The following is a 22937-nucleotide window of genomic DNA, read 5'->3' on the forward strand; positions in this document are numbered from 1 at the left end:
TTCTCAGCGCTTTCGTTAGTCATTTTAATTATCAGTCAGCTCAAGGTTGCATATTGGTTATCAGAAGTGCTTGGTAAATCAATGATGTCAGTATTTAATTATTTCACTGTTTAATATTTCATGTCACCGTCATTATATACAAATGCGGCTAGATATAAATGCTTAACGAAAAATAGCATTCAGGTTAGATTAAAATATTTAGGTAGGAGTGTTCATTAAAGAATAGCCTACATTCATGCTACTATATGGCGATAGCCAATATAACAAATTATAATGAATTTTAAGGATAAACCATGAGCCAAGCCTTGATTGCCGGTGCCAATGCGCCACTGCCAACTGATAATATTAGCATTCGTATATTAAGCCAAAATGCCATCGATTGCGCGGCTTATCGTCTGGCTAGCGATGGTAAAGTACGCGGTGATGGTGACATGATATTTTATGGGCAGACGCGAAGCGATGATGGCAGTGTCAGCTTTCGAGGGCACGATAGCGATGGGTTTTTTGATATAAATCTGTCTGCGCAGCCTGCGAGTATAGAGAAGATAGCATTGGCGTTTTCTAGTGCGCAGACCTTGGCTCAGGTTAGCGATGTCGATATTCAAGTATTGCAAGGCAGCCAAGTGCTAATGACTTGCCAGCTTAGCGCTACTGGACGTAATGAAAAAGCCATTATCTTAGCGGAATGCTATCGCCGTCAGGGCAGTTGGAAGTTTCGCTTTATTGCGCAAGGTTTTGAAGGTGGTCTTAAACCGTTGTCTGAGCACTTCGGTGTTGAGATTGCTGATGACGTTCCGGCACAAGCGCCTCCATCGAACAATCAGTCTATCAATACGCAAAAGCCAATCAATACGCAAAAAGCCAGTAGTGCGCCTCAAACAAGTACGCCACCACCGATTCCAGCTGGTAATACAAGCGCCCCTGCAATTAACTTAAGTAAAATCACCTTAACTAAAAATCAATCTAGCATCAATCTGACCAAGCGCGATGACTTTGGTAAGATATCAGTTAATCTTAACTGGAACCAGCGTCCAGATATGGATAAGCAAGCCCCTAAAAAAGGACTGTTAGGTGATTTGTTTAAACAGCATAAAGCTGGCGGAATAGATCTCGATGTTGGCGCTATGATTCATTTGAAAAACGGTGAAAAAACCCTAATTCAAGCCTTGGGTAATCGCTTTGGTAGCTTGACATCAGCGCCGTATGTGCTGTTGCGTGCCGATGATAGAACAGGACAGGTAAGCGGCGGTGAGTGGCTCGATATCAATGGTCAGCAGTGGTCACAGATTGAGGAGGTGTTTATTTTCGCCTTTATCTATGAAGGCGCGCCAAATTGGGCGCAAACAGATGGGGTAGTGACCATTCATGTACCAGAGCAACCGCCAATTGAAACACGCTTGACAGAAGGCACGGGTAACTTACCGATGTGTGCCATCGCTCGTCTAGTCAACCAACAGGGTAGTATCAACGTTGAGCGCATTGACCAATATTTTAAAGGTCATCAAGAGATGGATAAAGCCTTTAATTGGGGCTTTAGTTGGAAGCGTGGTAGTAAATAATTTTTTAATATTAAAAGAAAATCAAAAAAGAAGCCTCTTTATTAATAATAAAGAGGCTTCTTGCTGATAGACAACTAACAGTACTTATTAGAAAATATTGAACTCATTAAGCATGCGGTGTAATAGCAGGCATCAAATCATGGAAAGTACGACCTGAAGCGGTCTCACCAATCGCGTGCATTTTCCATTCATCATTATGGCGATAAACTTTTGCCATAATCATTGCGGTATGAGTACCTTGTGACGATAAGTTATAGCGCGCCACTTCAGTATTGTTATTAGCATTGACGATACGGCAAAATGCGTTTTCTACTGTCTCAAACGTCTGACCGGTAAAGCTATTCACGGTGAATACCAATGAAACGACGTTAGCTGGTATTTTTGATAGATCAACATTGATGACTTCATCATCACCATCGCCGTCACCCGTACGGTTGTCACCCGTATGAAGGATGCTGCCATCTTTTGATTGCAATTGGTTGAACCAAATAGCATCAATTGGTTGTTTGTTGCTATCGAACATGATGCAAGACGCATCTAAGTCGATAGAATCGCCGCCACTACCGCCGCCGAATAATTTACCTAAAAAACCACCTTTTTTATCTTGTGGACCTTGAGCAACATCCCAACCAAGACCTAATTTCACTTGAGTGAGTGTGCCACCGGCTTCTTTGCTTAAGGATATTTTCTGTCCCTTTTGTAGACTGACTGCCATACGATAATCCTTGTAATAGTGAATGATAAAATTAAAAATAAATGGATAAATAAAGCATTGATAAATAAATTACTAAATAAGCATTGATGCGGTCAAGCTAAAACTGAATAGTGCTATAAGACATTACCTAAAAAGCCACTACTACCGCCGCGACCACCTGAGCTGGTGCCCAAGATACTTTGTAGCCAACCTTGATAGCTGTCGCGATTGCGCGAGCAGATGATCACTTTACCCGTACCAGAGAAGTTTAGAACCATACCTTCTCCACTGGTGACAGAGTTGATAATATTGCCCATAAAGCCTTTTTTCTTGCTGGTTGCGACCGATAGTTTGTATTCCAAACGCGAGTCCCAGCAGACTACATGACCATTATCAATAATGACATCTTTACCAGGTTCGACATCAATCTCAAACAATGAGCCGAAGCCTGATACCACTACTTGACCATTACCTTGGGTTTGCATAACCATAAAGCCGCCAGTGTCGCCAAAGATAGCGCCGCCCAAATTACGCTGAATCTTAGCTTTCACATCGACACCGGTTTGCGCCGCTACAAATGCGCCGTCACTAAGCGTATATTGCTGCGTGCCGACATCAAGTATTTGCATATCACCATCAAGCGTTGGTGCTAATAGACAATCACCTTCACCATTCACGGCTTCAATCTGTTGCTGAAATAATGATTCATCATTGGCAAAGCGTCGCATCAGTGACTGCACTAATCCGCCCTGTAATTTACCTTTAAGCTCAAGATTCGACTCCATCATCACCATTGCATTGGCTTCGCAATATATCGAATCGCCTTTTTTAAGGTTACAATGTAAAAATGGTTCAATCGTACCGATTAAGCTAAACGTTGCGGCCATGAGGTGCAGATCCTTATATAAGCATTTGAATAGTGATTTAATATTTTTTTAAAGTTATTTACTTTTTAAACGCCTATCTAAAAGCAAACTTTTGCTAGCCAATTACTTTTAAAGCCATCAAATGTGATAGTAGGACACACTTGATAGCTTTTTTGAGTTTACCGATTTAGCTTTTGGTCTTAAACACTAACGCCATAAGATGAGGCTAATGGACCTAGACCGCCGCTAAAGCCTTGACCAACGGCACGGAATTTCCAGTCACCAGCATGGCGATATAATTCGCCAAAGATCATTGCCGTTTCAGTACTGCCGTCTTCTGAGAGGTCATAACGAGCAATTTCAGTGCCACCATTATCATTGACGATACGGATATAAGCTTCGCCTACTTGACCAAAGTTTTGGTTACGGCCTTGGCCTTCATAGATGATGGCACAAAGGGCTACTTTACTCACATCAGCTGGAATGCTTGCCAAATTTACTTTGATTGCTTCATCATCGCCATCGCCTTCACCCGTACGGTTATCGCCAGTATGCTCAACCGCGCCATTGTCTGACTTTAAGTTGTTAAAAAAGATAAAATCTTGATCATTACGCACTTTTCCTGCTTCATTAACCAAAAAGCCAATGGCATCTAAGTCAAATTCTTGACCGTCAGTGGCGCGTGGATCCCAGCCAAGACCGACCGTGATATTTGTTAAACCTGGCGCTTCTTTTGATAAATTTACGTTGCCGCCTTTCGTTAAGCTAATAGCCATATGAATATCCTTTGATTTATTAATTAAATGATTTTATTTTTGATAGTATGAGAATTGAGCTAAAAACAATAATACATTAATGTTAAGCCACGTCCTGCATATCGTTACGTTTTACTATACTAAGCGAATCAATACTAAGCAAGGCGAATTTTGTGTGCTTACGAATGAGTATAATAGTCATGTACAGCTGATACTTTTTTAACACGCTAGGCTATAGTAGATAAGGTATTGTTATTAAAAAATAAATTTGTTAGTAGGTAAGAGATAGATATAAAACATCTCTATTCAGCGAGCAATAAGTAGATAACATTCTAAGGCGCAAGGAATATAGTCGTTCCACTATTAAATAAATACAGCGCTACTGGGATAAACTTTGCGCAGCCTCTGTCTGCGCAGGCACAGTAAGCAAGTAAAATTTACACCAGTAGCGTCTGATAATAGTTGTACTTTTTTTATTTAGGTCTGACTATATGAATAAGGTTTGAAAATAAAAACAGGTCATACCAATTGCTTGATATAACCTGTTTATAGTCCAACTTCGTACTCACAAAATCGTAAGTGCTTACTTTTAATTTAACGTTAAGTAATCGATTTTGCTTGTTGCTTGCGGTAATTGAGTGAGGCAACAAATGCCCAGCCAATAAAGGCAATACCGATAAGACCAGTAATGATCTCTGGTACATGGAATTTCACTGATAACAGCATGATAATGGCTAAAGCACCGATGGCATAATGCGCACCATGTTCAAGATAGACAAACTCATCAAGCGTGCCTTTATCGACCAAGAAGATGGTCATCGAACGCACAAACATCGCACCAATAGCAAGACCTAACATAATAACTATCACGTCATTGGTAATTGCAAATGCGCCAATCACACCATCGAAACTGAATGAAGCATCAAGGACTTCAAGGTATAAGAACCCGATAATACCCCCTTTCATAATCGCACTGGTCGCTGCTACACCCGAACCGTTTTCTTCATTTTCTAAATCTTCTTCAAGGTCACCCTCAAGCATGCCAGAGACGACTTGTACGCCCAGGTATACCAAAATACCCCAAATACCGGCGATTAAGACAGCATTTGACTGTTCAGGAGCGGCAAATGATACGGCAATCATTAATACAATAAGCGCTACAAACACACTCATGGCATCGACTTTGCCCAGTTTGGCCAAACGGCTCTCAAGCCAATCAAACCAATGTACTTCTTTTTCATCAAAGATAAAGTTTAAAAAGACGAGCAATAAGAAAATACCACCAAATGCTGAGATTTCAGCATGATGCGCCAATAGTCTGGCTGAGTATTCTTTAGGATCGTTTAAAGCCAAGTCGACTACTTGCATAATACCAAGGTCGGCAGTCACGGCAACGATGACAATCGGGAACACCAAACGCATACCAAATACGGCAACTAAAATACCAACGGTTAAAAATATCTTTTTCCAAAACTCGTCCCAGCCTTTAAGCACTGAGGCGTTGACCACCGCATTATCAAATGATAATGAAATCTCCATGACGGCCAAAATAGCAGTAATAGAAAGGGTGGTTATCATGCCGCCCATACCACCATGTGAATATCCCCACCACGCAGCGACCATCAATGCGATAGCTGTGAAGATGAAGTCTAAATAAAAATGTCTCATGACATATCCTGTCTGGTTGCGTAAAGCTAAAGTCTATCGACTAGAGATATAGACCATAAAAAAGCGGCTATCTCTAGCCACTTCTTATGTGTAATTTTAAATGAAACATAAAGCATTATTAATCGTTTTACTATAGCGAATTGTGACTATTTTGCAACTAAATGTACTTTACTTTTTAGACACGACATAAATATAAGGCGCCACTTAGATATTTACACCATATTGCTGACACATCGCTTGCAAGCCACCTGAATAGCCTTGACCAACGGCACGGAATTTCCACTCGCCGTTATGACGATAGACTTCACCAAATACCATCGCTGTTTCGATAGAGTAGTCTTCTGCCAAATCAAAACGTACCACTTCGGTGCCCGTTTCTTCATTAACAACGCGAATAAAAGCATTAGCTACTTGACCAAAGTTTTGACTGCGAGCAGTAGCATCATGAATGGTAACGGTGACGACGATTTTATCGACATCAGCAGGTACTTGGGTGAGGTTGACTTTGACGACTTCATCATCACCATCGCCTTCGCCCGTGCGGTTGTCACCAGTGTGCTCAACCGCGCCATTATCAGATTTAAGCTGGTTATAAAAGATAAAGTCATGGTCGCCGCGTACTTTGCCGGCACTACTTAGTAAAAATATACTGGCATCAAGATCAAACTCAGCACCAGAAGTTGCACGCTCATCCCAACCAAGACCGATAAGCAGCTTGGTTAAATTTGGGTCAGTTTTGGTTAGCGATAAGTTACCGCCTTTATTAAGTGATAAAGCCATGGAATTATCCTTGTTATTAGAGTAGGAAAGCTTTCAATAGTAAAGTTATAAACATGAAAGCTGTAAAATAAAAATTTTGAAAATAAAAGCTGTAAATATAAAAACCATATAAGCACAAGCGATAGTGGGATTAAAACTGATTCAAAACCATCGCTCAACGGTTGCTTAGCTTCTAATTAGTGACGCTCTATCATAACAACAAAAAATGACCCAATCAAAGCTGATTAGGTCATTGTTATGTTTCTTATAAGGTTGCCTTTCATTTAAAGCTCTAACGATGACGAATTTCAAAGCTCTGATGAATCGGTTTTTTAACATCAAAATCAAAACCAATGGTTTTTTGGGTGATATCGATAATGTCGTAGCGTTCGGTTAACTGTTCATCCAACTCAAAGCGGGTAAAGTTGTTCGAGAAATACAAAACGCCGTCAGCCGTCAAACGGTTCATCGCTCGATTAATGAGCGCTGTATGATCACGTTGAACATCAAACGTACCTTGGAACTTTTTGGAGTTCGAAAAAGTGGGTGGGTCAATAAAGATAATATCAAATTGCTCAGTATTGTCTTTAATCCACTCAAAAATATCGGCGGCAACGAATTGGTATTTGTTGCGACTGACATCCAAACCATTAAGCACAAAGTTTTGCTTGCCCCAATCTAAATAGTTCTGCGATAAATCAACGCTAGTGACTTTTTTGGCACCAGCCAGTGCCGCGTGTACGCTTGCCGTGCAAGTATAAGCAAATAAGTTTAGGACGGCTTTGCCACGACTGTTGTCTTTGATACGCGCACGCATATTACGATGGTCAATAAAAAGCCCAGTATCGAGATAATCGGTAAAGTTAACGTAGAAATACGCACCATCTTCACGAGCGACATAAAACTTACCACGCTTTTCGGTATTACCTTGCTTGCTATATTGGTCATTACCCGATTGACGAGCGCGGGTTTTGATAAAGATTTGTTCACGGTTAATACCAAAAACTTCACGGATACCCATTAACGCCAGATTAAAGCGTTTTTTAGCGGTTTCAGGGGGAATGGTTTTTGGTGGCGCGTATTCTTGTACGTGCACATAATCGCCATATAAATCGACGGCAACCTTGAAATCAGGCAGATCAGCGTTATAAACGCGTAAATTACTTACATTGTCCTTTTTAGCCAGCTTCTTAAGTTTGCCAAGATTTTTTTGCAAGCGGTTGATAAAGTCTTGTCCTTCTTCCACTTCAATCTCACGCTTTTCAAAGCGGCTGACAAGATTACCTGTTTGTCCAGCAATCAAGGTTCCATAGCGGAAATAAACGGTGATGGCACCATTATGACAACGCAGAGTTTTTGGGTCTTTAATTGGTAATATATCTACTTGCTCAACATTGGATGCCAATATACCTAGCATTGGCGTGACATCACTATCAGCAAAGCTGTCTTGTAGAATAAGTCCAATCGCCTGGTACAAAGGTTTAATCATCTCCTCATCACCCAAGCGCTCACCATAAGGTGGGTTGGTGATGATTAAAGGATTGCTCAATCGACCATCATCAGCCAATGGTTTTAGGACGGCACTCAGTTGATCAAGGGCACGCGTTTCAATGTCGAGTAGTGGCAATAAGTCTTGCAGACCGGCGGCAATCAGGTTCTTTTCTGTGGCAATAATAGCGCCACTATCAGCATCAAATCCTAAGATGAGCGGTAGAGTATCTGGCTGCTCATTGGCAATCTCTAATGCTTCACGGAAACGTGTCTGTGCATCATCGATCATTTCTTGCCATAGCGCATCGTCATGATGCTGCCATTGGTAAAAACCAAATTGATTGGCCGCTTTATCGATACCCACGGCATAATCGCAATGCATCAGTAACGCTTCAATGATAAAGGTTCCTGAACCACACATCGGGTCGATTAGCGCATTATAAAAAGGTGCATTGCCCGCGTCATTCTTCTTATGCCAGCCTGCGCTATAAAGTAGGGCAGCGGCTAAGTTTTCTTTTAACGGTGCATCGGTCATTGCCACGCGATAACCACGGCGATGTAAGCTAGTACCTGACAAATCTAGATACAGCTCAGCTTGCTTATCATTGACGGTGGCAAAGACAGAAAAGTCTGGGTTTTTACTATCGACGTTAGGACGACTGTCATACACTTCGTTAAAAGTATCAGCAATCGCATCTTTAATACGTAGCATGGCAAACTGCTGACTGACCGCAACACGCTTATCGACAGACAGGCGGATAGCAAAGGTTTGCTCTAAGCTAAATTGCTCCGTCCAATTGACCGATTTTGCTAAGCCATAAAGCTGCTCAGCTACATCGTATTCGGCATTGATGTTTTTGCGTTTAATGAGCATTAATACGCGAGATGCAACCCGCGACCAAAGGCAAATAGTATATAGATCACGCAATGTACCCGTAACCGCAAGACGGCCTGTACTTTTAATTTCGCTTGCCATACCAAAACTTGTCAGCTCAGTCTGTAGCGGTACTTCCAGCCCATCGGCACAAGTGATAATAAGGTCAAGCGGCAATGTTTGTGCAGATGCTTGCAAAGGTGCTATAGAAGAGGCAAGGGCGGTTGTTTCGGTCATACGGATACCTGTGGGCTAAATTGATAAATAATGCACATCATAAGATAAGATGTTTAACCGCTAATTTTACCATAATTCCATAGGATATGGTTTAAAGCGCTGATGTTTAAGCCAGCTGGCTTTAAAACGCCCGTGTCTAATGCAGTGTGTTTTATAAAAAACGGTTCTAGACAATACGCTCAATAATATGACGGTATAAGTGAATCGCCAACTATGAATCGCCCTTAGTTAGCTTGGTTTTTCCTTCTACCAGCTGAGTCGTAGTCGCAAAAGGCTTGGTAGGAATCGGATAATCAACGTCTTTGGGCATCAGCAGACGCATATGAGGATAAGGGGTCGAGATATTAGCGGCATCAAATGCGTGTTTGATATTCTCTCGTAAACCCTCTTTAATTTTTGGCATACGAGCAACTGCCGCTGGCTTGACCCAAAAACGTACGATAAAAAACACGCCGTATTCTCCAATCTCTGCCACGGTCGCTGAAGTTTCGGGACGGTTAAGCACCACATCGCTATCAGCCAGCACTTGCAAAATCTCCTTGCGCGCGGTATCGATATCATCTTCAAAAGCAATGCGCATACGGAGATCAAAGCGTATAAAGTTCTTGGAGGTTAGATTGGTGACCACAGAAGAAGCCACGTTTGAATTAGGTATGATGACCGTAATATTGTCTCGAGTTAAAACATGAGTTGTGCGCAAGGCAATGACCACGACGCGACCTTCATTGTCATTGATATTAACCCAATCGCCCACTTGAAAGGATTGCTCAAGTAAAATAGTAATACCGGCAATAAAATTGGCAAGCGTTGATTGCGCAGCAAAACCTACTGCCAATCCAGCGATACCTAAACCTGCCACCAGCGAAACAATATCAAAACCAAACTGCGCCATGACGCTGGCAAGTCCTAATACTAACAAAAGCACCGATAAGATATTTTTGAGTAACTGTTCAATAGAAGCATTCAGACCATAATGCTGCAGGACTTTATGAATGATTTGTCCAGATGACGTCCACAGCACATAATATATCCCCGCCCAAGTGCTTGCCTTGGCAGTTGCCTTGATAGTATCTGGCTCAAAATTGAGCTGACTCATAATGGCAATGATACTGGTCACGACCCATATATAACGCAAGATTGAGCGAGCAATTTTAGCGCGGCGTTCATTCAGGCGAATGCGGTTTTTGCTTTTTTTAAGCACATAGATAGCTAGCCAGTAAAGAAATCCCGATATCGCAAGCAGTATTAGGATTTTGATCCCAGTGCTCACCAGCTCTACTGATTTAGATGACCAATCTAAAGTGCCTTCTTCGATAGAGCCGCCAATCGCAACATAAAGGCTAGTATGTAGATCACGGGCAATCTCTTGAAAAAACTCAGTAATACTAGCGATTGCCATTGTCTCATCCATGCAAGGTCGGGTTCTAAATTAGTATGGTTCTAAATTAACTCAATAACTCAATGCTAAATTAACTCAATGCTAAATTAACTAAGTGCTAAATTGACTCGGTTCTAAAAACTCTAATAGTCATCTAGCTCAAATCATTGATACAAATTGAGCCTGACTGACATTAGTGGTAATAAAAATTAATAATAGCATCGGTATAAATGGAGTTTATAGATATTTAAGAGTTGTTTTCCTGCGTATCATTAGACTGGTAAGGTATCTCCATCAGCCGTTGCACATCGCGTAATGCGGTACGTAGACCTTCTAAGATAGTAGGATGGTAAAAAGGAGTATCAAGCATATCCTTGATACTTAAATTATTGGTAATAGCCATCGCTAATATATGCCCGATATATTCCGCATCAGGAGCAACCATGCTCGCGCCCAAGATTCTATCTGTTTTTTTGCAACCATAAATATGTAATAGACCGCAGTTGACACCCATAACTCGGCTGCGCCCTTGATTGTCAAAGCTCACTTTTCCAATCACATGCTCAAGCTCTGAATCTTCTTGGATTTCGGGTAACGACATACCAACATTGACGATTTGCGGTGAGCAAAATACAATCGAAAACGGCGTGGCTGGTGGACGGATATAGGCGTCTTTTTTGTTGTCGCAGACCATGCTGCCAGCACTAAAACCTTCATCGCTCGCTACATGTAGTAGGGGAATATTCGCATTGGCATCGCCAACGATATAGACGTCTAAATCGCCGATTTTACCCGTTTTTTTATCAAGCTGCTTTGGACGATTTTTCTCATCAAGCTCAACGCCAAGATTTTCAACGCCCAATTCCTCTATATTATTGCGCCGACCTGTGGCGACCAATACATACTCACCTTGCCACTGCTGTGACGCGCCAGCACTATCTTCATAGTCGATAAATGCGGCTGCGCTTGATGAATTGTCTTCATTTGCTTGGCTATCGACTGCTTCACTACCGACATTAATAATCTTGCTGCCCAAATGCATGGTCAGCTCACGACTTAAGCAATCAATAGCTTTGTTATTGATATCATCGTCTTTCAGACCAGCGACCCGTTTGACCTGATTAAATAAAGTAACGTCAACGCCTAAGCGGGTAAAAGCTTGAGCAAGCTCTAACCCTATGGCACCTGCGCCAACCACTGCCATTGATTTCGGTAAGTCAGAAAGCTCAAAAACCGTATCGGAGGTGAGTAACGTCTTGCCAAGCTTATCGACCCAGCCTTCTGGAATAAAAGTCGAGCTGCCAGTGGCGACGATGATCTGCTCTGCTTCAATCAACTCATCATTAACTTCGATAAGTCCTTGCTTATTGATACGAGCACGTCCGGCGATCTTGTTATCTTCAGGCCAGCTATCCACTTGCTCTTCGATATAGCTGGCAAAATGACTGCGTTCAGCACGAACGCGTTCCATGACTTGCTTGCCATCTATCTGAGCGTTAGCATGAACCCCAAACTCGCTAGAGTGATTGGTATCATAAGCACGGTCAGCGGCTGCAATAAGTAATTTACTCGGCATACAACCAACTGCAATGCAAGTCGTTGTCCAAAACCCATCATTAATAATAAGGACATCGTCTTTTATTCTTCTAGCTTGGCGAAAGGCGTTTTGACCTGCAGTCCCAGCACCAATGACCGCAACAGATACCTTGCGTGTCACTTTTTTATCAGTACTAGGATAAGTGCTATGATCAGATGCGGCATCAGGCTGTTTATTCATATTATTCTCAAATAAAGATGGTTTAATGATTGATTAGTGCTTTAGTAATCGGCTTTACGTTGATATCAATTTTTTAATAAAATCAGTCCTAAATAAAAAAACTAACTATCCAAAAGCAAATCAAAAACGACATTAGAAGAATGTATCGTAACATTTAGAAAAAACTAGGGTACTAAAACTAAGGCGCTAATGTGGTAAGTAATCGCTCTGTGTAGTCTTTTGCGCGTAGATTGCGCTGTGCATGAGTAAGTATGCCATTTTTATCAAATACAAATGCTGAACGTACAAGACCCAAAGTGATTTTTCCATACATGTTTTTTTCTTTAATCACGTCAAAATATTGGCACAGTTTTTCATCACTATCGCTGATAAGTGGAATATTAAGATTGTACTTAGCAATAAATTTTTCGTGAGATTCGACACTATCCCGTGAGACGCCAATGATGTCATAGCCTAACTCATCAAACTCATTAAGATGAGCGGTAAACTCTGTCGCTTGTGTGGTACAGCCAGGCGTATTGTCTTTCGGATAAAAATAAAGGATAAGTCCTTTACTGGTATTAGCAACCAGCTCTTTTAGACTAATATCATCATGAATAAAATTGCCATCTAGCTCGCGTACTATTGTAACTGGGAAATCAGGTAGGGTAATGGTTTCTGTGGTCGGCTTTGCCATCGTAAAATCCTTATTAGTTTTGGTTAGTCTTATTTTTGGGTAGGCATATATCGTTATTAGTGGTCTTATTATAGGCAGATTAATAAAAATAAATACTCAGCTTTACACTTCACTTATGTATTAGCAACAAAAAAGACTGGCAATGACCAGTCTTTTGTATTTTTGCGCAACTATTTATTAAGCAGGTTTTTGTGGCTGCTTTAAGTCTAAACCAACCGTACATTGTTGCAAATCTTTTTGCATTTTCTTCACATAAGGTAGAGATGATGGATCTTTTTTACTTTGCGCATAGCTTTCAATTTCCCACATCTGACCAATGGTCATATTGCTACGGACACCGATGGTGCAATTACAAAGCTTGGTCGCTGTGCTTTTGTCAGCGATTTTATATTTAACCGCGCCATTGACGCAGGTATTGATATTATTCTGCTTAATATCGACAGCATTTGCTTGTGGCATGGCAAACAAAGCAGCGAGAGCTAGGGGTAATACTGGCAACAACTTCATAAATATCCTCTTACGGGTAGCATCAATTTCTTAGATTTTTTATTAACAGCAAAATCTTATTAATGTTATAAGTGCTATTTTTTATAAGCCCATGTTTATATGTATTGAACTATGTAGCAGCACTCATATCTTGTGATAGATATATTTGTCCATACCATAGCAAGTATATTGCTTAAAATACAACGGCAGCGTGCTGTGTTAATGCAAGCGAATGTTTCGCAACTGTTTAATTGGCTATATTTTAAGAGGACTTCTCTTGTATTTTAAGACGATTATCTCTGCTATTAAGATTGATAATGCGTAGGGTCAGCGATACCTACTTGTGCAAAACCTTGACGGCGCAAAGCACAGCTATCACAAACACCGCAGGCAAGACCATTGGCATCTGCTTGATAACAAGAAATCGTTTGTCCATAATCAACACCCAGCGACAGACCAAGCTCGATGGTTTTGGCTTTTGATAGCTGCTGCAGCGGTGTTTGAATCGATAAATGATGACCCGTTACGCCAGCTTTGGTGGCAAGGTTTGCCATATGTTGAAAGGCAGCAATGTATTCAGGACGGCAGTCAGGATAGCCAGAATAGTCGACTGAGCTAACGCCAATCACAATATGATTGGAATCTGTCACTTCAGCCACTGCCAACGCATAAGATAAGAAGATAGTATTGCGCGCTGGTACATAAGTGTTTGGAATGGCGTCGTTATCAATCTCATCGCGTTTTTTATTCGGGAACTTATCCGCATCACCATCAGGGACAATCATACTGTGGTCAGTTAGCGATGAGCCACCAAGCTGAGCGATGTCGATATCAATAATTCGATGATTGACCTCTGCGGCGTCAGCGATGGCTTTGGCGGCCACCAGCTCACTATTATGACGTTGACCATAATCAAAACTGACTGCTGTCACAGAGGCATAGCGTGCCTTTGCCCAATATAAACAAGTCACTGAATCAAGTCCGCCTGACAGTAGCACGACAGCATTTTGGCTTTTATGAAGTGCATTTAAATCAGTATTATTTTCTTGATCAGGGGAAGTGGTCTGTGTAGTAGAGTTCGTCATAGTAGTATCTATTATTGGTTTACGAAAAACGCCTATTTTAGCAAAAATACGATCATTACTAAACCTTGAAAACAGCATAAAATGGCTATTAAAATAATATTAAAGTAGCGTTATAAAATTCAGGAAAAATGCGTTATGAACCGTCAGCAGTTGTTAACGCATAAGTTAAGGTTTAGACGGTTTTGAGGATTTAACGCTATAATTTAACGTCATCTTTTCAATCTGTTAGCAAATTTTGTTATAATCGCGCTGCTCTAAAGTTCTGTTTGCTCGAATAGCAGCAACGCTAGGACATGAACAGACATGTTTTTATTAAGCTATTTTTATTAAGCCATTCTTAGTAAATCAATTTATTGCACATTTTATAGTAAAACAATCCTTGTAAAGACATTGAGTAACTTATGAACGCAGCCACATTGTTTACGCTAAAAATCACGCCTCAGTTTGAAGATAGCTCTATGAATACCGACTTGTATAGTTATGATTTGGAAGCTGATGTCGAGTCTGATGCAGATGAAATGCAATACGATGAGGGCGAAGTTTATTCTACTGATGAACAAGCTGTTGCAGCCTCGACTAACGAGCAAGAACTGACTGAATCTGCATACTTTCGCAAGTTACAAAAAAAGCTACGCCGCCAAGTATCATGGGCGATTCGTGATTTTAATATGATCGAAGAGGGCGATGTAGTGATGGTCTGTGTCTCAGGTGGTAAAGACAGCTATACGTTACTTGATATTCTTTTGCTTTTAAAACGTATTGCACCGATTAGCTTTGATATCGTGGCGGTCAATCTTGACCAAAAGCAGCCAGGATATCCTGAAGACATTTTGCCAGCTTATCTAAACGAGCAGGGCATCGCGCATTATATTTTAGAAAAAGATACTTATAGTATTGTTAAGAGCGTAGTGCCAGAAGGTAAAACTTATTGCTCGGCGTGCTCTCGCTTACGCCGTGGTTCGCTCTATGGCTTTGCCAAGCAAATCGGCGCAACTAAAATCGCACTTGGTCATCACCGTGATGATATGTTGGCGACTTTCTTTTTAAACTTATTTCACAGCGGTTCGCTCAAATCTATGCCGCCCAAATTACTCAGTGACGACAAGCAAAATATGCTTATCCGTCCACTAGCTTATGTGGAAGAGAAAGACATTATTGAGTATGCACGCTTAAAAGAATTTCCGATTATTCCATGTAATTTGTGCGGTAGCCAAACCAACCTGCAACGTGCGATTATTAATGACATGCTGCGCGAATGGGATGATGCGCATCCGCAGCGCTTAGCGTCTATTTTTAAAGCAATGCAAAATGTCGCTCCCTCGCAATTAGCAGATCGCGAGTTGTTCGACTTTGAGCGATTAAGTCTCGAGCGCGACGATAACGAGCGCTTATTTGAAGGTGATAATATTCAAGCTGGGCAAACAGAGAGTTTGGCTGAGATTGGTCTACCAATATCACCAAAAACGCAGATATTCAATCCAAAATCTGCTAATCATGATCTGCAAGCAGAAAAGTCCACTAACGCAGTAAAAAATAGCCAAACAACACAAAAAATCCCAACGATTAATCCCGTTATTTAGCTTTTTTTAGTTAAATCTCTGTAAATTATCTCCATAAAAAACCAGCTCATTATAGATAAATGGCTGGTTTTTTTATTTTAACAATATTCACTTTTTAACAATATCAGCTTTCATCAAAGACCGGTAATGGATTAAAGCTAACTTCTGAGCGCGGTAGCTTAGCGACATCCTGCATACGCCAGTCATCTTTACCATCATTACTGACCTGTAAATAATACTTCGCTTTTAAAGGGTCAATCTTTACTTGCGCACTGTACTTATTACCTTCTTGGTGTTGCAATACCACATCACGATCTTTTTTGATGTCAGTTGCATGCGAAATAGATAAATCTAAGGTATCCGGATAAGTTAGCGTCTCGCCATTAAGTAACTTTCCTGTTTGCAGACTTTGCTCCGGGTAATTCAGATAAAAAGTAACATCACCCGCATCTGAAAACTGCATTTTACCATGCAAGTCTAAATCATACGTCAGCTTATCGCGTCCGACATCGTGATATAGCGTCTTACCATCCATATACCAATCGTCACGTACCACGCTATCACGAATTTGGTAAGAGTAATACACAAACCAAAGGCAGGCAACCACCACAAAAGCTGGCATCCCAATCACAAAGATGATTACCATGTAGTTTTTATACCATGGCTGGCTATCCTGGTGTTTAAAGTTCGGTGCTGGAGCAGACATAAAATACCTGTTAGTCAATAGTAAAGTGCCACTTAAATCTAGCAATTGATAAACTTGCTATTAAAGGCTGCTAGATTAATGATAATCAATAATCGCAGCCATTATAGCTTGATTCAAAAGATACTGCATCTGCTAAGTACCTGATTTATATAAAAATTAAGCATCCAATAAACAAGCTCTTAGCAAAAGGAGTTGGAAATTTCAATTAAACGTTACTGACCTTGAGTCGTAAATATATTTTGCTTACTGACTTTATATTTACCATCTTCACTCACCACATTTAAAGTTACTGGTGTTTGACCTGATTCGATAATATCTGGATCACCATAAATACTAACGGACATATCGAAGCTTTCACCCGGCTCTAGGGGTACATCATTAAAGCGTAGCTCCAAGCTCATACCGTCTTGGGGTGCTAAAGTAATTTTATAAGCATGTGCATCTTGTGTTTTATTGGTTAATTTTACAATATAACTGTTTTCAATCATTCCTTGAGCATTGGTTGAGGACAGCTGGTTACGGTCACGGCGAATATCAATTTCTAATGGCACGCGATCCGATAAGGCATAAATAACACCGCCACATAATATGGCAAGCAATGCTAAGTAAGCAAATAGACGCGGACTGAATACTCGGGTATCCTCTTTTTCCACCAACTGCCGTTCTGTAGTATAACGAATCAGCCCACGTGGATAACCAACCTTGTCCATAATCTCATTACAAGCATCAACACAGGCCGCGCACTGAATACAGGCGACTTGCAAACCATCTCGAATATCAATCCCAGTAGGGCAGACCTGCACACACATTAGGCATTCGATACAATCACCTAAGTCTTCAGGGTTGGTGCCTTTTTTACGTGCGCCGCGAGGCTCACCGCGCTCATAATCGTAAGAGACAACTAAGGTGTCTTTATCAAACATCACACTTTGAAAACGGCCATAAGGACAGATTTGAATACACATCTGCTCACGCATATAACCAGCATTAACATAAGTAGAAAAAGCAAAAATAAATACGGACACCCATATCCACGTTGACCAATCAGGAAAAGGTATAAATCCGATCATCTGCCAACTTTGGTATATGGCGTCTGTGCCTGATACATAGCTGACAAAAGTAGTGGCTGTAATCATCGAGAATACAAACCAAATAAAATAAACCAAAAAGCGCTTAAAAACTTTAGTAGCGCTCATAGGCTCTTTATCGAACTTAATACGTTTGTTACGGTCGCCAATCACCAATTTCTCAGTATATTGGAACATGTGCGTCCAAATAGTTTGTGGGCACGCATAACCACACCACACCCGCCCTGCGTAAACGGTTACCATAAATAAGGCAAACGCTGCAATAAGCGCAAATGCTGCAATAAAGTAAAAATCTTGGGTTAAAAAGGTCGTCCCAAAAATATAGTAATGTTGTGATGGGACATCAAACCATATCGCTTGCCTACCGTTATAGCGTATCCACGGTATAATAAGGAACAGCGCCAAAAATGTATACATACTAATAATACGGATGTTTTGATAAAAACCGGTGACAAATCTAGGATGAATACGTTTTTTTGTGGCGTTAAGATCGACTTCAATGACAGGAATTCGATTGGGTTGTGGTGCTGACATAAACTTGCCTCTTTAAGAAAAGAATCAGTCTGCTGGCATGGGTAACAAACACCTATTATAAAAATAAGGTGTGTAGACGTGCGGTGTTATCAATGTCAGTAAGTAGTGGAGTAGTACTACAAATCTAAATACTATTCCAATTACCAAATGAGCGATTATACATAACGAATTATAATAGTGACTATTTTAGCATTCTCCTTAGTATAAATGGGGAGACAATCTAAAAAAACAATCATTATACGAATATAAATAGCGATACATAGCCTATATTTTACCTAGTGTGTGGTCTTAGCTAGCAGAAAAAATCAATGGTCAAAATCCTCTATTGATAATAAATGGTAAAGTTCCAATTAAAAATCATTAACTCAGTATATTGGACAGGGTTATTTTAAATAAAAAAGGAGAACTGCAATGACAGTTCTCCTTTTTAAATATTAACTTTTTATGAGTGAGCAATCTAGCAAAATGCTACTAATTAACAGTAGTCGCTGCGGGTGCTGCTGTTTTAGGAGCAGTAGCATTGGCAGGCATTGTTACTTTAGCCGTTTGCACACCTCGGTCTGATAGCGAATAAACATAAGCCGCAAGTAACATAATACGCTCGTTACCTAGCTTAGTTTCCCACTGAGGCATCACGCCAGCACGGCCATAACGTAGAGTATTGCGTACGGTTTCGCGGTCGCCGCCATATAACCAAATATTATCCGTTAAGTTCGGCGCACCAGCGGAAATCATACCTTTACCATCTTTACCATGACACAACGCACAATTTTGCTGAAAGATTGCACTGCCTTGAGCGACCATAGTTTTATCTAGCTCGCCATTGCTTTTGCTACCGTTATTACCAGATAACGATAATACATATTCTGACGCTGCACGTACACCATCTTCACCGATTTGATCGCGCCAAGCTGGCATACCGCCAACGCGGCCTTTATGTAGCGTAGTTAAGATATTAGTGGCTTCACCACCGTATATCCAATCGTTATCAGTCAGGTTAGGATAGCCAGTTGCGCCTTTAGCGTTAGAACCATGGCATACCGAGCAATTCTGTAAGAATAAACGGCTTCCGACCTTTAAAGCATTCGGATTTTCAGCAAGCTTTTCGACGTAAGGCGCAAGTTCTGCCGTCTTCTCATCAATTTTGGTCTGTAAGTCTGCTGGTGGAGTCTCGCTACGACGCAGTGTTGCTTGCATCTCAGATAGGCTAGCCAAAGATTTAGTGGCCCCACTAGCATTCGCTTTTGCTAAGATATTCTGCTCAAAGTTATCCGTAAATACTTTGTTGTTACTCTCAAGCTCACTATTCAACTCGTTGTGAGAAGTCCATGGCACGGTTTCGCCATCTACTTCTACGGTTGCGATACCTTCCCATTTTGATGGAAAAATAGCAGGGAAGAACACCCAATAGGCGACGCCCCAAATGATTGAACCAAAAAATATTACTAGCCACCATTTAGGCAGCGGCTTGTCGTATTCCTGAATACCGTCATAAGTGTGGCCTGTGGTACCGTCTTCTTCTACTTCTGGTTTGTATTTCAATACCATTAGTAAAACACCGAGGATACCGCCCCAACACATGATGCTTAGTACAGTAATCCAAGAACTCCAAAAAAATGTCATGGCTTATCCTTATTGCGCTGCTCGTTAGCCAAGGCTTGTATATCCTCGTCATCAAGCGCAAGTTGTGCATCTTCTTCGAACCGTTTTATATTTTTTGGTGAATACGCCCACCATGCAACGCCTATGAAGGCAACAAAGGCAGAAACGGTCGCAACAATTTGTAAATCGAGTATATCCATTAGCGCTGTCCTTCCATCGCAGTGCCTAGTTGCTGGAGGTAAGCAACTAAAGCATCAAGCTCAGTAGCACCAAGCACAGCATCCGGCGCTCCCTCGATATCTTCTTCAGTATAAGGAACACCGAAGCGATCGCGGAATAGACGCATTTTGGTTTGAACATTGGACCCATCAACTTCGTTGGTCGCAAGCCAAGGGAAACCAGGCATAACCGACTCAGGCACTAATGAGCGTGGGTTGATTAGATGTTGCTTTTGCCAATCTTCAGAATAACGTCCGCCGACACGTGCTAGATCAGGTCCAGTACGTTTTGAGCCCCATAAAAATGGGTGATCCCACGTTGACTCAGCAGCGCGCGAGTACGGCCCATAACGTTCAACTTCAGCACGTAGCGGACGAACCATTTGAGTATGGCAGACGTGACAACCTTCACGGATATAAATGTCACGACCTTCAAACTCAAGCGCAGTCCATGGTTCCATAGCAGGAAGGGGAGCGTTCACCCCACCTTCTTCAGGGCCCTTGTTGTCATATATTAGCGGTACGATTTCAACGAGTGTTGCAAAACTAATCGCAATAACGATACCGATGACCAACAAGCCTGTATTTTTTTCAATAATCTCATGCGGTGTACCAGCCATGATCGCTCCTTATACGTTAGCTGCCGAAGGTTTATCAACACTAGGTTCATGATCCGTTGGGTCAGCGATACTTACTGGCTTACCTTCTGGCATTTTAAGTGTTTTATAAACGTTATATGCCATCACAAACATACCCGATACATACAGTAAGCCACCAAAAGCACGGCCGATATATGGGAAATGTGAGAACTCAACCGTATCAACGAAGCTATATACCAACGTACCGTCTGGATTAGTAGCGAGCCACATCATGCCTTGGCCAATACCTGAAATCCACATTGATACGATATAGAAGATAGTACCCGCTGTCGCCAACCAGAAATGCGTAGTGATTAAGCTGATTGAATACATTTTCGGCTTATTATAGATACGTGGTAACAGTACATATAATGAACCAATGGTAATCATACCAACCCAGCCAAGGGCACCTGAGTGTACGTGACCGACTGTCCAATCCGTGTTATGCGATAACGCATTAACGGTTTTAATCGACATCATTGGACCTTCGAAGGTAGACATTGCATAGAATGACAATGCCACAATCATAAAGCGAATGATCGGATCGGTACGTAATTTATCCCAACTACCTGATAAGGTAAGAACACCGTTAATCATACCACCCCAAGATGGTGCAAATAGGATGATTGAGAATACCATTGCTAGAGACTGCGTCCAATCTGGAAGCGCTGAATAATGCAAATGGTGACCACCAGCCCACATATATGAAGCAATCAATGCCCAAAAGTGAACGATAGACAAACGATAAGAATAAATAGGACGACCAATCTGTACCGGAACGAAGTAATACATCATCCCAAGGAACGCTGCTGTTAAGTAAAAACCTACCGCATTATGCCCGTACCACCACTGCACCATCGCATCGGTTGCACCGCCAAATAATGAGTAAGATTTAAACGCACTAACAGGAATAGCCATACTGTTTACGATATGGAGTAGTGCAATCGTAATAATAAAGGCGGCAAAGAACCAGTTAGCCACATAAATATGTGAAGTCTTACGTTTGATGAGCGTGCCAAAGAAAACGATGGCATAAGATATCCACACCAACGCAATCAAAATATCGATTGGCCACTCAAGCTCAGCGTATTCCTTAGTCGAGGTTAAACCTAGAGGAAGGGTAATAACGGCTGATAAGATAACCGCTTGCCAACCCCAAAAGGTAAACCAAGCTAGATAAGGGGCAAATAGTCTTGTCTTACAAGTACGTTGAACAATGTAGTAAGACGTTGCGAATAGAGCAGAGCCACCAAACGCAAAGATAACTGCGTTAGTATGCAGCGGTCTTAACCGACTGAATGTCAACCATGGAATGTCAAAGTTGAGTGCTGGCCATGCTAACTGTGAAGCAATGAACACACCAATGCTCATGCCGACGATGCCCCATATCACGGCCATTATCGTAAAGAATCTTACGATAGTGATTTCGTACTCACGGTCAATTGGGGCGACTGCTGTGTTTTGTAAACTCATTGGATGATTCCTTTACAGCCCGAATTATCAACAGAATTAACTAACTCTCCGCGGTATCTGTATTATACAAAATATATAAACAAATAAGGATTGCGGTACATGCTGTTTTTTGACTTATCTTACCAGGCTGACATTATTAACTATCAAGCTAAGCTCTCGCTAGAAATCAGCTGCTGCTGATGGGTAGAGAGCGGCGCTAATAACGCACCGCGCTCACAGCTAGTCGATAGTAGGATTGTTAAAAAATTGTCAGGTTTAATAAGAAATGTGCCTTCCTTGAGCATCAAACATCTATTGAGGCGAAGTATTCATCTTCATTATTACTAATAAAAGCAGTACTAACGAAGATAAATACTGATATTCAATTGGTGATAAAAAACTTATCGACCATCAATGTATGCTAGCGGCGGCTGACAAAAAAACATGTTTACGTAATGTTTAGTTAAAACTCCCGACTCTGTTTAAGGGTATTGTAACGCAAACCTAATAAAATATCATCAGAACTATGCGCCAAAATACAAACTCTTTGGTAAAAATACTAGCAAGCAACTTATTATTGCTGCGTTGTTCCTCTATTTTATACCCAATCTTCAAACTATTCTAGGGTTGAAAAAATATACTGCTAGCAAGCTCAAAAAACATATTGTTACGAAGGTTTTGTAACAATTACAGCGTTAGCGCTACAAATAGGTTTTACTTATTATGAAGTCGCATCTTATAATGAAAGTGAACAATATAAGTAATAGAGTGCTTTTGACATTAAGGTTAATGACACTTTTAATCATTTAAATAGCGGTCAGGCTAGGGTTCTAAA

Annotated in this window: 19 protein-coding genes; 2 read left to right on the forward strand and 17 right to left on the reverse strand. The window is 41.1% G+C overall.

Annotated features, from left to right (window positions below; all coding sequences use genetic code 11):
- Nucleotides 1–293 precede the first annotated feature (293 nt).
- Complete coding sequence (locus tag WAZ74_RS07835; RefSeq protein WP_422307550.1) at nucleotides 294–1559, forward strand: TerD family protein; 1266 nt, start codon at nucleotides 294–296, stop codon at nucleotides 1557–1559.
- A 106-nt stretch (nucleotides 1560–1665) separates the two neighbouring features.
- On the opposite strand, the gene WAZ74_RS07840 is transcribed toward WAZ74_RS07835, so the two are convergent.
- From WAZ74_RS07840 to queC, 11 genes are all read right to left on the reverse strand, one after another.
- Entirely contained in the window at nucleotides 1666–2274 is a 609-nt protein-coding gene (locus WAZ74_RS07840; RefSeq protein WP_422307552.1) for a TerD family protein, read from the reverse strand.
- A gap of 113 nt (nucleotides 2275–2387) precedes the next feature.
- Nucleotides 2388–3140 (reverse strand): TIGR00266 family protein, encoded by a 753-nt coding sequence (locus tag WAZ74_RS07845; protein WP_422307554.1) that lies wholly within the window; start codon nucleotides 3138–3140, stop codon nucleotides 2388–2390.
- 179 nt (nucleotides 3141–3319) lie between these two features.
- Nucleotides 3320–3895 (reverse strand): TerD family protein, encoded by a 576-nt coding sequence (locus tag WAZ74_RS07850; RefSeq protein WP_413519960.1) that lies wholly within the window; start codon nucleotides 3893–3895, stop codon nucleotides 3320–3322.
- A 579-nt stretch (nucleotides 3896–4474) separates the two neighbouring features.
- Nucleotides 4475–5542 carry a DUF475 domain-containing protein gene (locus WAZ74_RS07855; protein ID WP_422307557.1) on the reverse strand — a complete coding sequence of 356 codons (1068 nt, stop codon included), beginning with the start codon at nucleotides 5540–5542 and terminating at the stop codon, nucleotides 4475–4477.
- Between the two features lie 204 nt (nucleotides 5543–5746).
- Complete coding sequence (locus WAZ74_RS07860) at nucleotides 5747–6322, reverse strand: TerD family protein (protein WP_422307559.1); 576 nt, start codon at nucleotides 6320–6322, stop codon at nucleotides 5747–5749.
- A 271-nt stretch (nucleotides 6323–6593) separates the two neighbouring features.
- Nucleotides 6594–8903 (reverse strand): bifunctional 23S rRNA (guanine(2069)-N(7))-methyltransferase RlmK/23S rRNA (guanine(2445)-N(2))-methyltransferase RlmL, encoded by a 2310-nt coding sequence (gene rlmKL, locus WAZ74_RS07865; protein WP_422307561.1) that lies wholly within the window; start codon nucleotides 8901–8903, stop codon nucleotides 6594–6596.
- A 211-nt stretch (nucleotides 8904–9114) separates the two neighbouring features.
- The gene (locus WAZ74_RS07870) at nucleotides 9115–10302 is read right to left on the reverse strand and encodes a mechanosensitive ion channel family protein (RefSeq protein ID WP_422307563.1); all 1188 of its coding nucleotides are present in this window, start codon (nucleotides 10300–10302) and stop codon (nucleotides 9115–9117) included.
- A 226-nt stretch (nucleotides 10303–10528) separates the two neighbouring features.
- Nucleotides 10529–12058: a dihydrolipoyl dehydrogenase gene (locus tag WAZ74_RS07875; protein WP_422307565.1), complete on the reverse strand. Its 1530-nt coding sequence runs from the start codon at nucleotides 12056–12058 to the stop codon at nucleotides 10529–10531.
- A 178-nt stretch (nucleotides 12059–12236) separates the two neighbouring features.
- On the reverse strand, nucleotides 12237–12734 hold the full coding sequence (locus WAZ74_RS07880) for a peroxiredoxin (RefSeq protein ID WP_422307567.1): 498 nt from the start codon (nucleotides 12732–12734) through the stop codon (nucleotides 12237–12239).
- Nucleotides 12735–12911: 177 nt separating this feature from the next.
- A complete protein-coding gene (locus tag WAZ74_RS07885) occupies nucleotides 12912–13241 on the reverse strand; it encodes a hypothetical protein (RefSeq protein WP_422307569.1) in 330 nt (109 codons plus the stop codon).
- Nucleotides 13242–13525: 284 nt separating this feature from the next.
- The gene (gene queC / locus WAZ74_RS07890; RefSeq protein ID WP_422307571.1) at nucleotides 13526–14305 is read right to left on the reverse strand and encodes a 7-cyano-7-deazaguanine synthase QueC; all 780 of its coding nucleotides are present in this window, start codon (nucleotides 14303–14305) and stop codon (nucleotides 13526–13528) included.
- Nucleotides 14306–14706: 401 nt separating this feature from the next.
- Here queC and ttcA point away from each other — a divergent pair, with 401 nt between their 5' ends.
- Complete coding sequence (gene ttcA / locus WAZ74_RS07895; RefSeq protein WP_422307573.1) at nucleotides 14707–15885, forward strand: tRNA 2-thiocytidine(32) synthetase TtcA; 1179 nt, start codon at nucleotides 14707–14709, stop codon at nucleotides 15883–15885.
- 103 nt (nucleotides 15886–15988) lie between these two features.
- Here the strand turns inward: ttcA and WAZ74_RS07900 are convergent, their stop codons facing one another.
- The 6 genes from WAZ74_RS07900 to ccoN all read right to left on the reverse strand — a co-directional run bounded on the left by WAZ74_RS07900 (nucleotide 15989) and on the right by ccoN (nucleotide 22123).
- Nucleotides 15989–16570, reverse strand: a complete 582-nt coding sequence (locus WAZ74_RS07900) for a FixH family protein (protein ID WP_422307575.1) — start codon at nucleotides 16568–16570, stop codon at nucleotides 15989–15991.
- A gap of 212 nt (nucleotides 16571–16782) precedes the next feature.
- Nucleotides 16783–18192, reverse strand: a complete 1410-nt coding sequence (gene ccoG / locus WAZ74_RS07905) for a cytochrome c oxidase accessory protein CcoG (RefSeq protein ID WP_422307577.1) — start codon at nucleotides 18190–18192, stop codon at nucleotides 16783–16785.
- Between the two features lie 471 nt (nucleotides 18193–18663).
- On the reverse strand, nucleotides 18664–19815 hold the full coding sequence (gene ccoP, locus WAZ74_RS07910) for a cytochrome-c oxidase, cbb3-type subunit III (RefSeq protein ID WP_422307579.1): 1152 nt from the start codon (nucleotides 19813–19815) through the stop codon (nucleotides 18664–18666).
- Entirely contained in the window at nucleotides 19812–19994 is a 183-nt protein-coding gene (locus WAZ74_RS07915; RefSeq protein WP_422307581.1) for a cbb3-type cytochrome oxidase subunit 3, read from the reverse strand. Before WAZ74_RS07915 ends, ccoP begins: the two co-directional genes overlap by 4 nt.
- Nucleotides 19994–20632 carry a cytochrome-c oxidase, cbb3-type subunit II gene (ccoO, locus tag WAZ74_RS07920; RefSeq protein ID WP_422307583.1) on the reverse strand — a complete coding sequence of 213 codons (639 nt, stop codon included), beginning with the start codon at nucleotides 20630–20632 and terminating at the stop codon, nucleotides 19994–19996. The genes WAZ74_RS07915 and ccoO overlap by 1 nt, the downstream gene beginning before the upstream one ends.
- Before the next feature lie 9 nt (nucleotides 20633–20641).
- Entirely contained in the window at nucleotides 20642–22123 is a 1482-nt protein-coding gene (gene ccoN / locus WAZ74_RS07925; protein ID WP_422307585.1) for a cytochrome-c oxidase, cbb3-type subunit I, read from the reverse strand.
- Nucleotides 22124–22937 lie beyond the last annotated feature (814 nt).

Origin of the sequence: Psychrobacter sp. (assembly GCF_049295055.1) — a bacterium.
Classification (GTDB): domain Bacteria; phylum Pseudomonadota; class Gammaproteobacteria; order Pseudomonadales; family Moraxellaceae; genus Psychrobacter.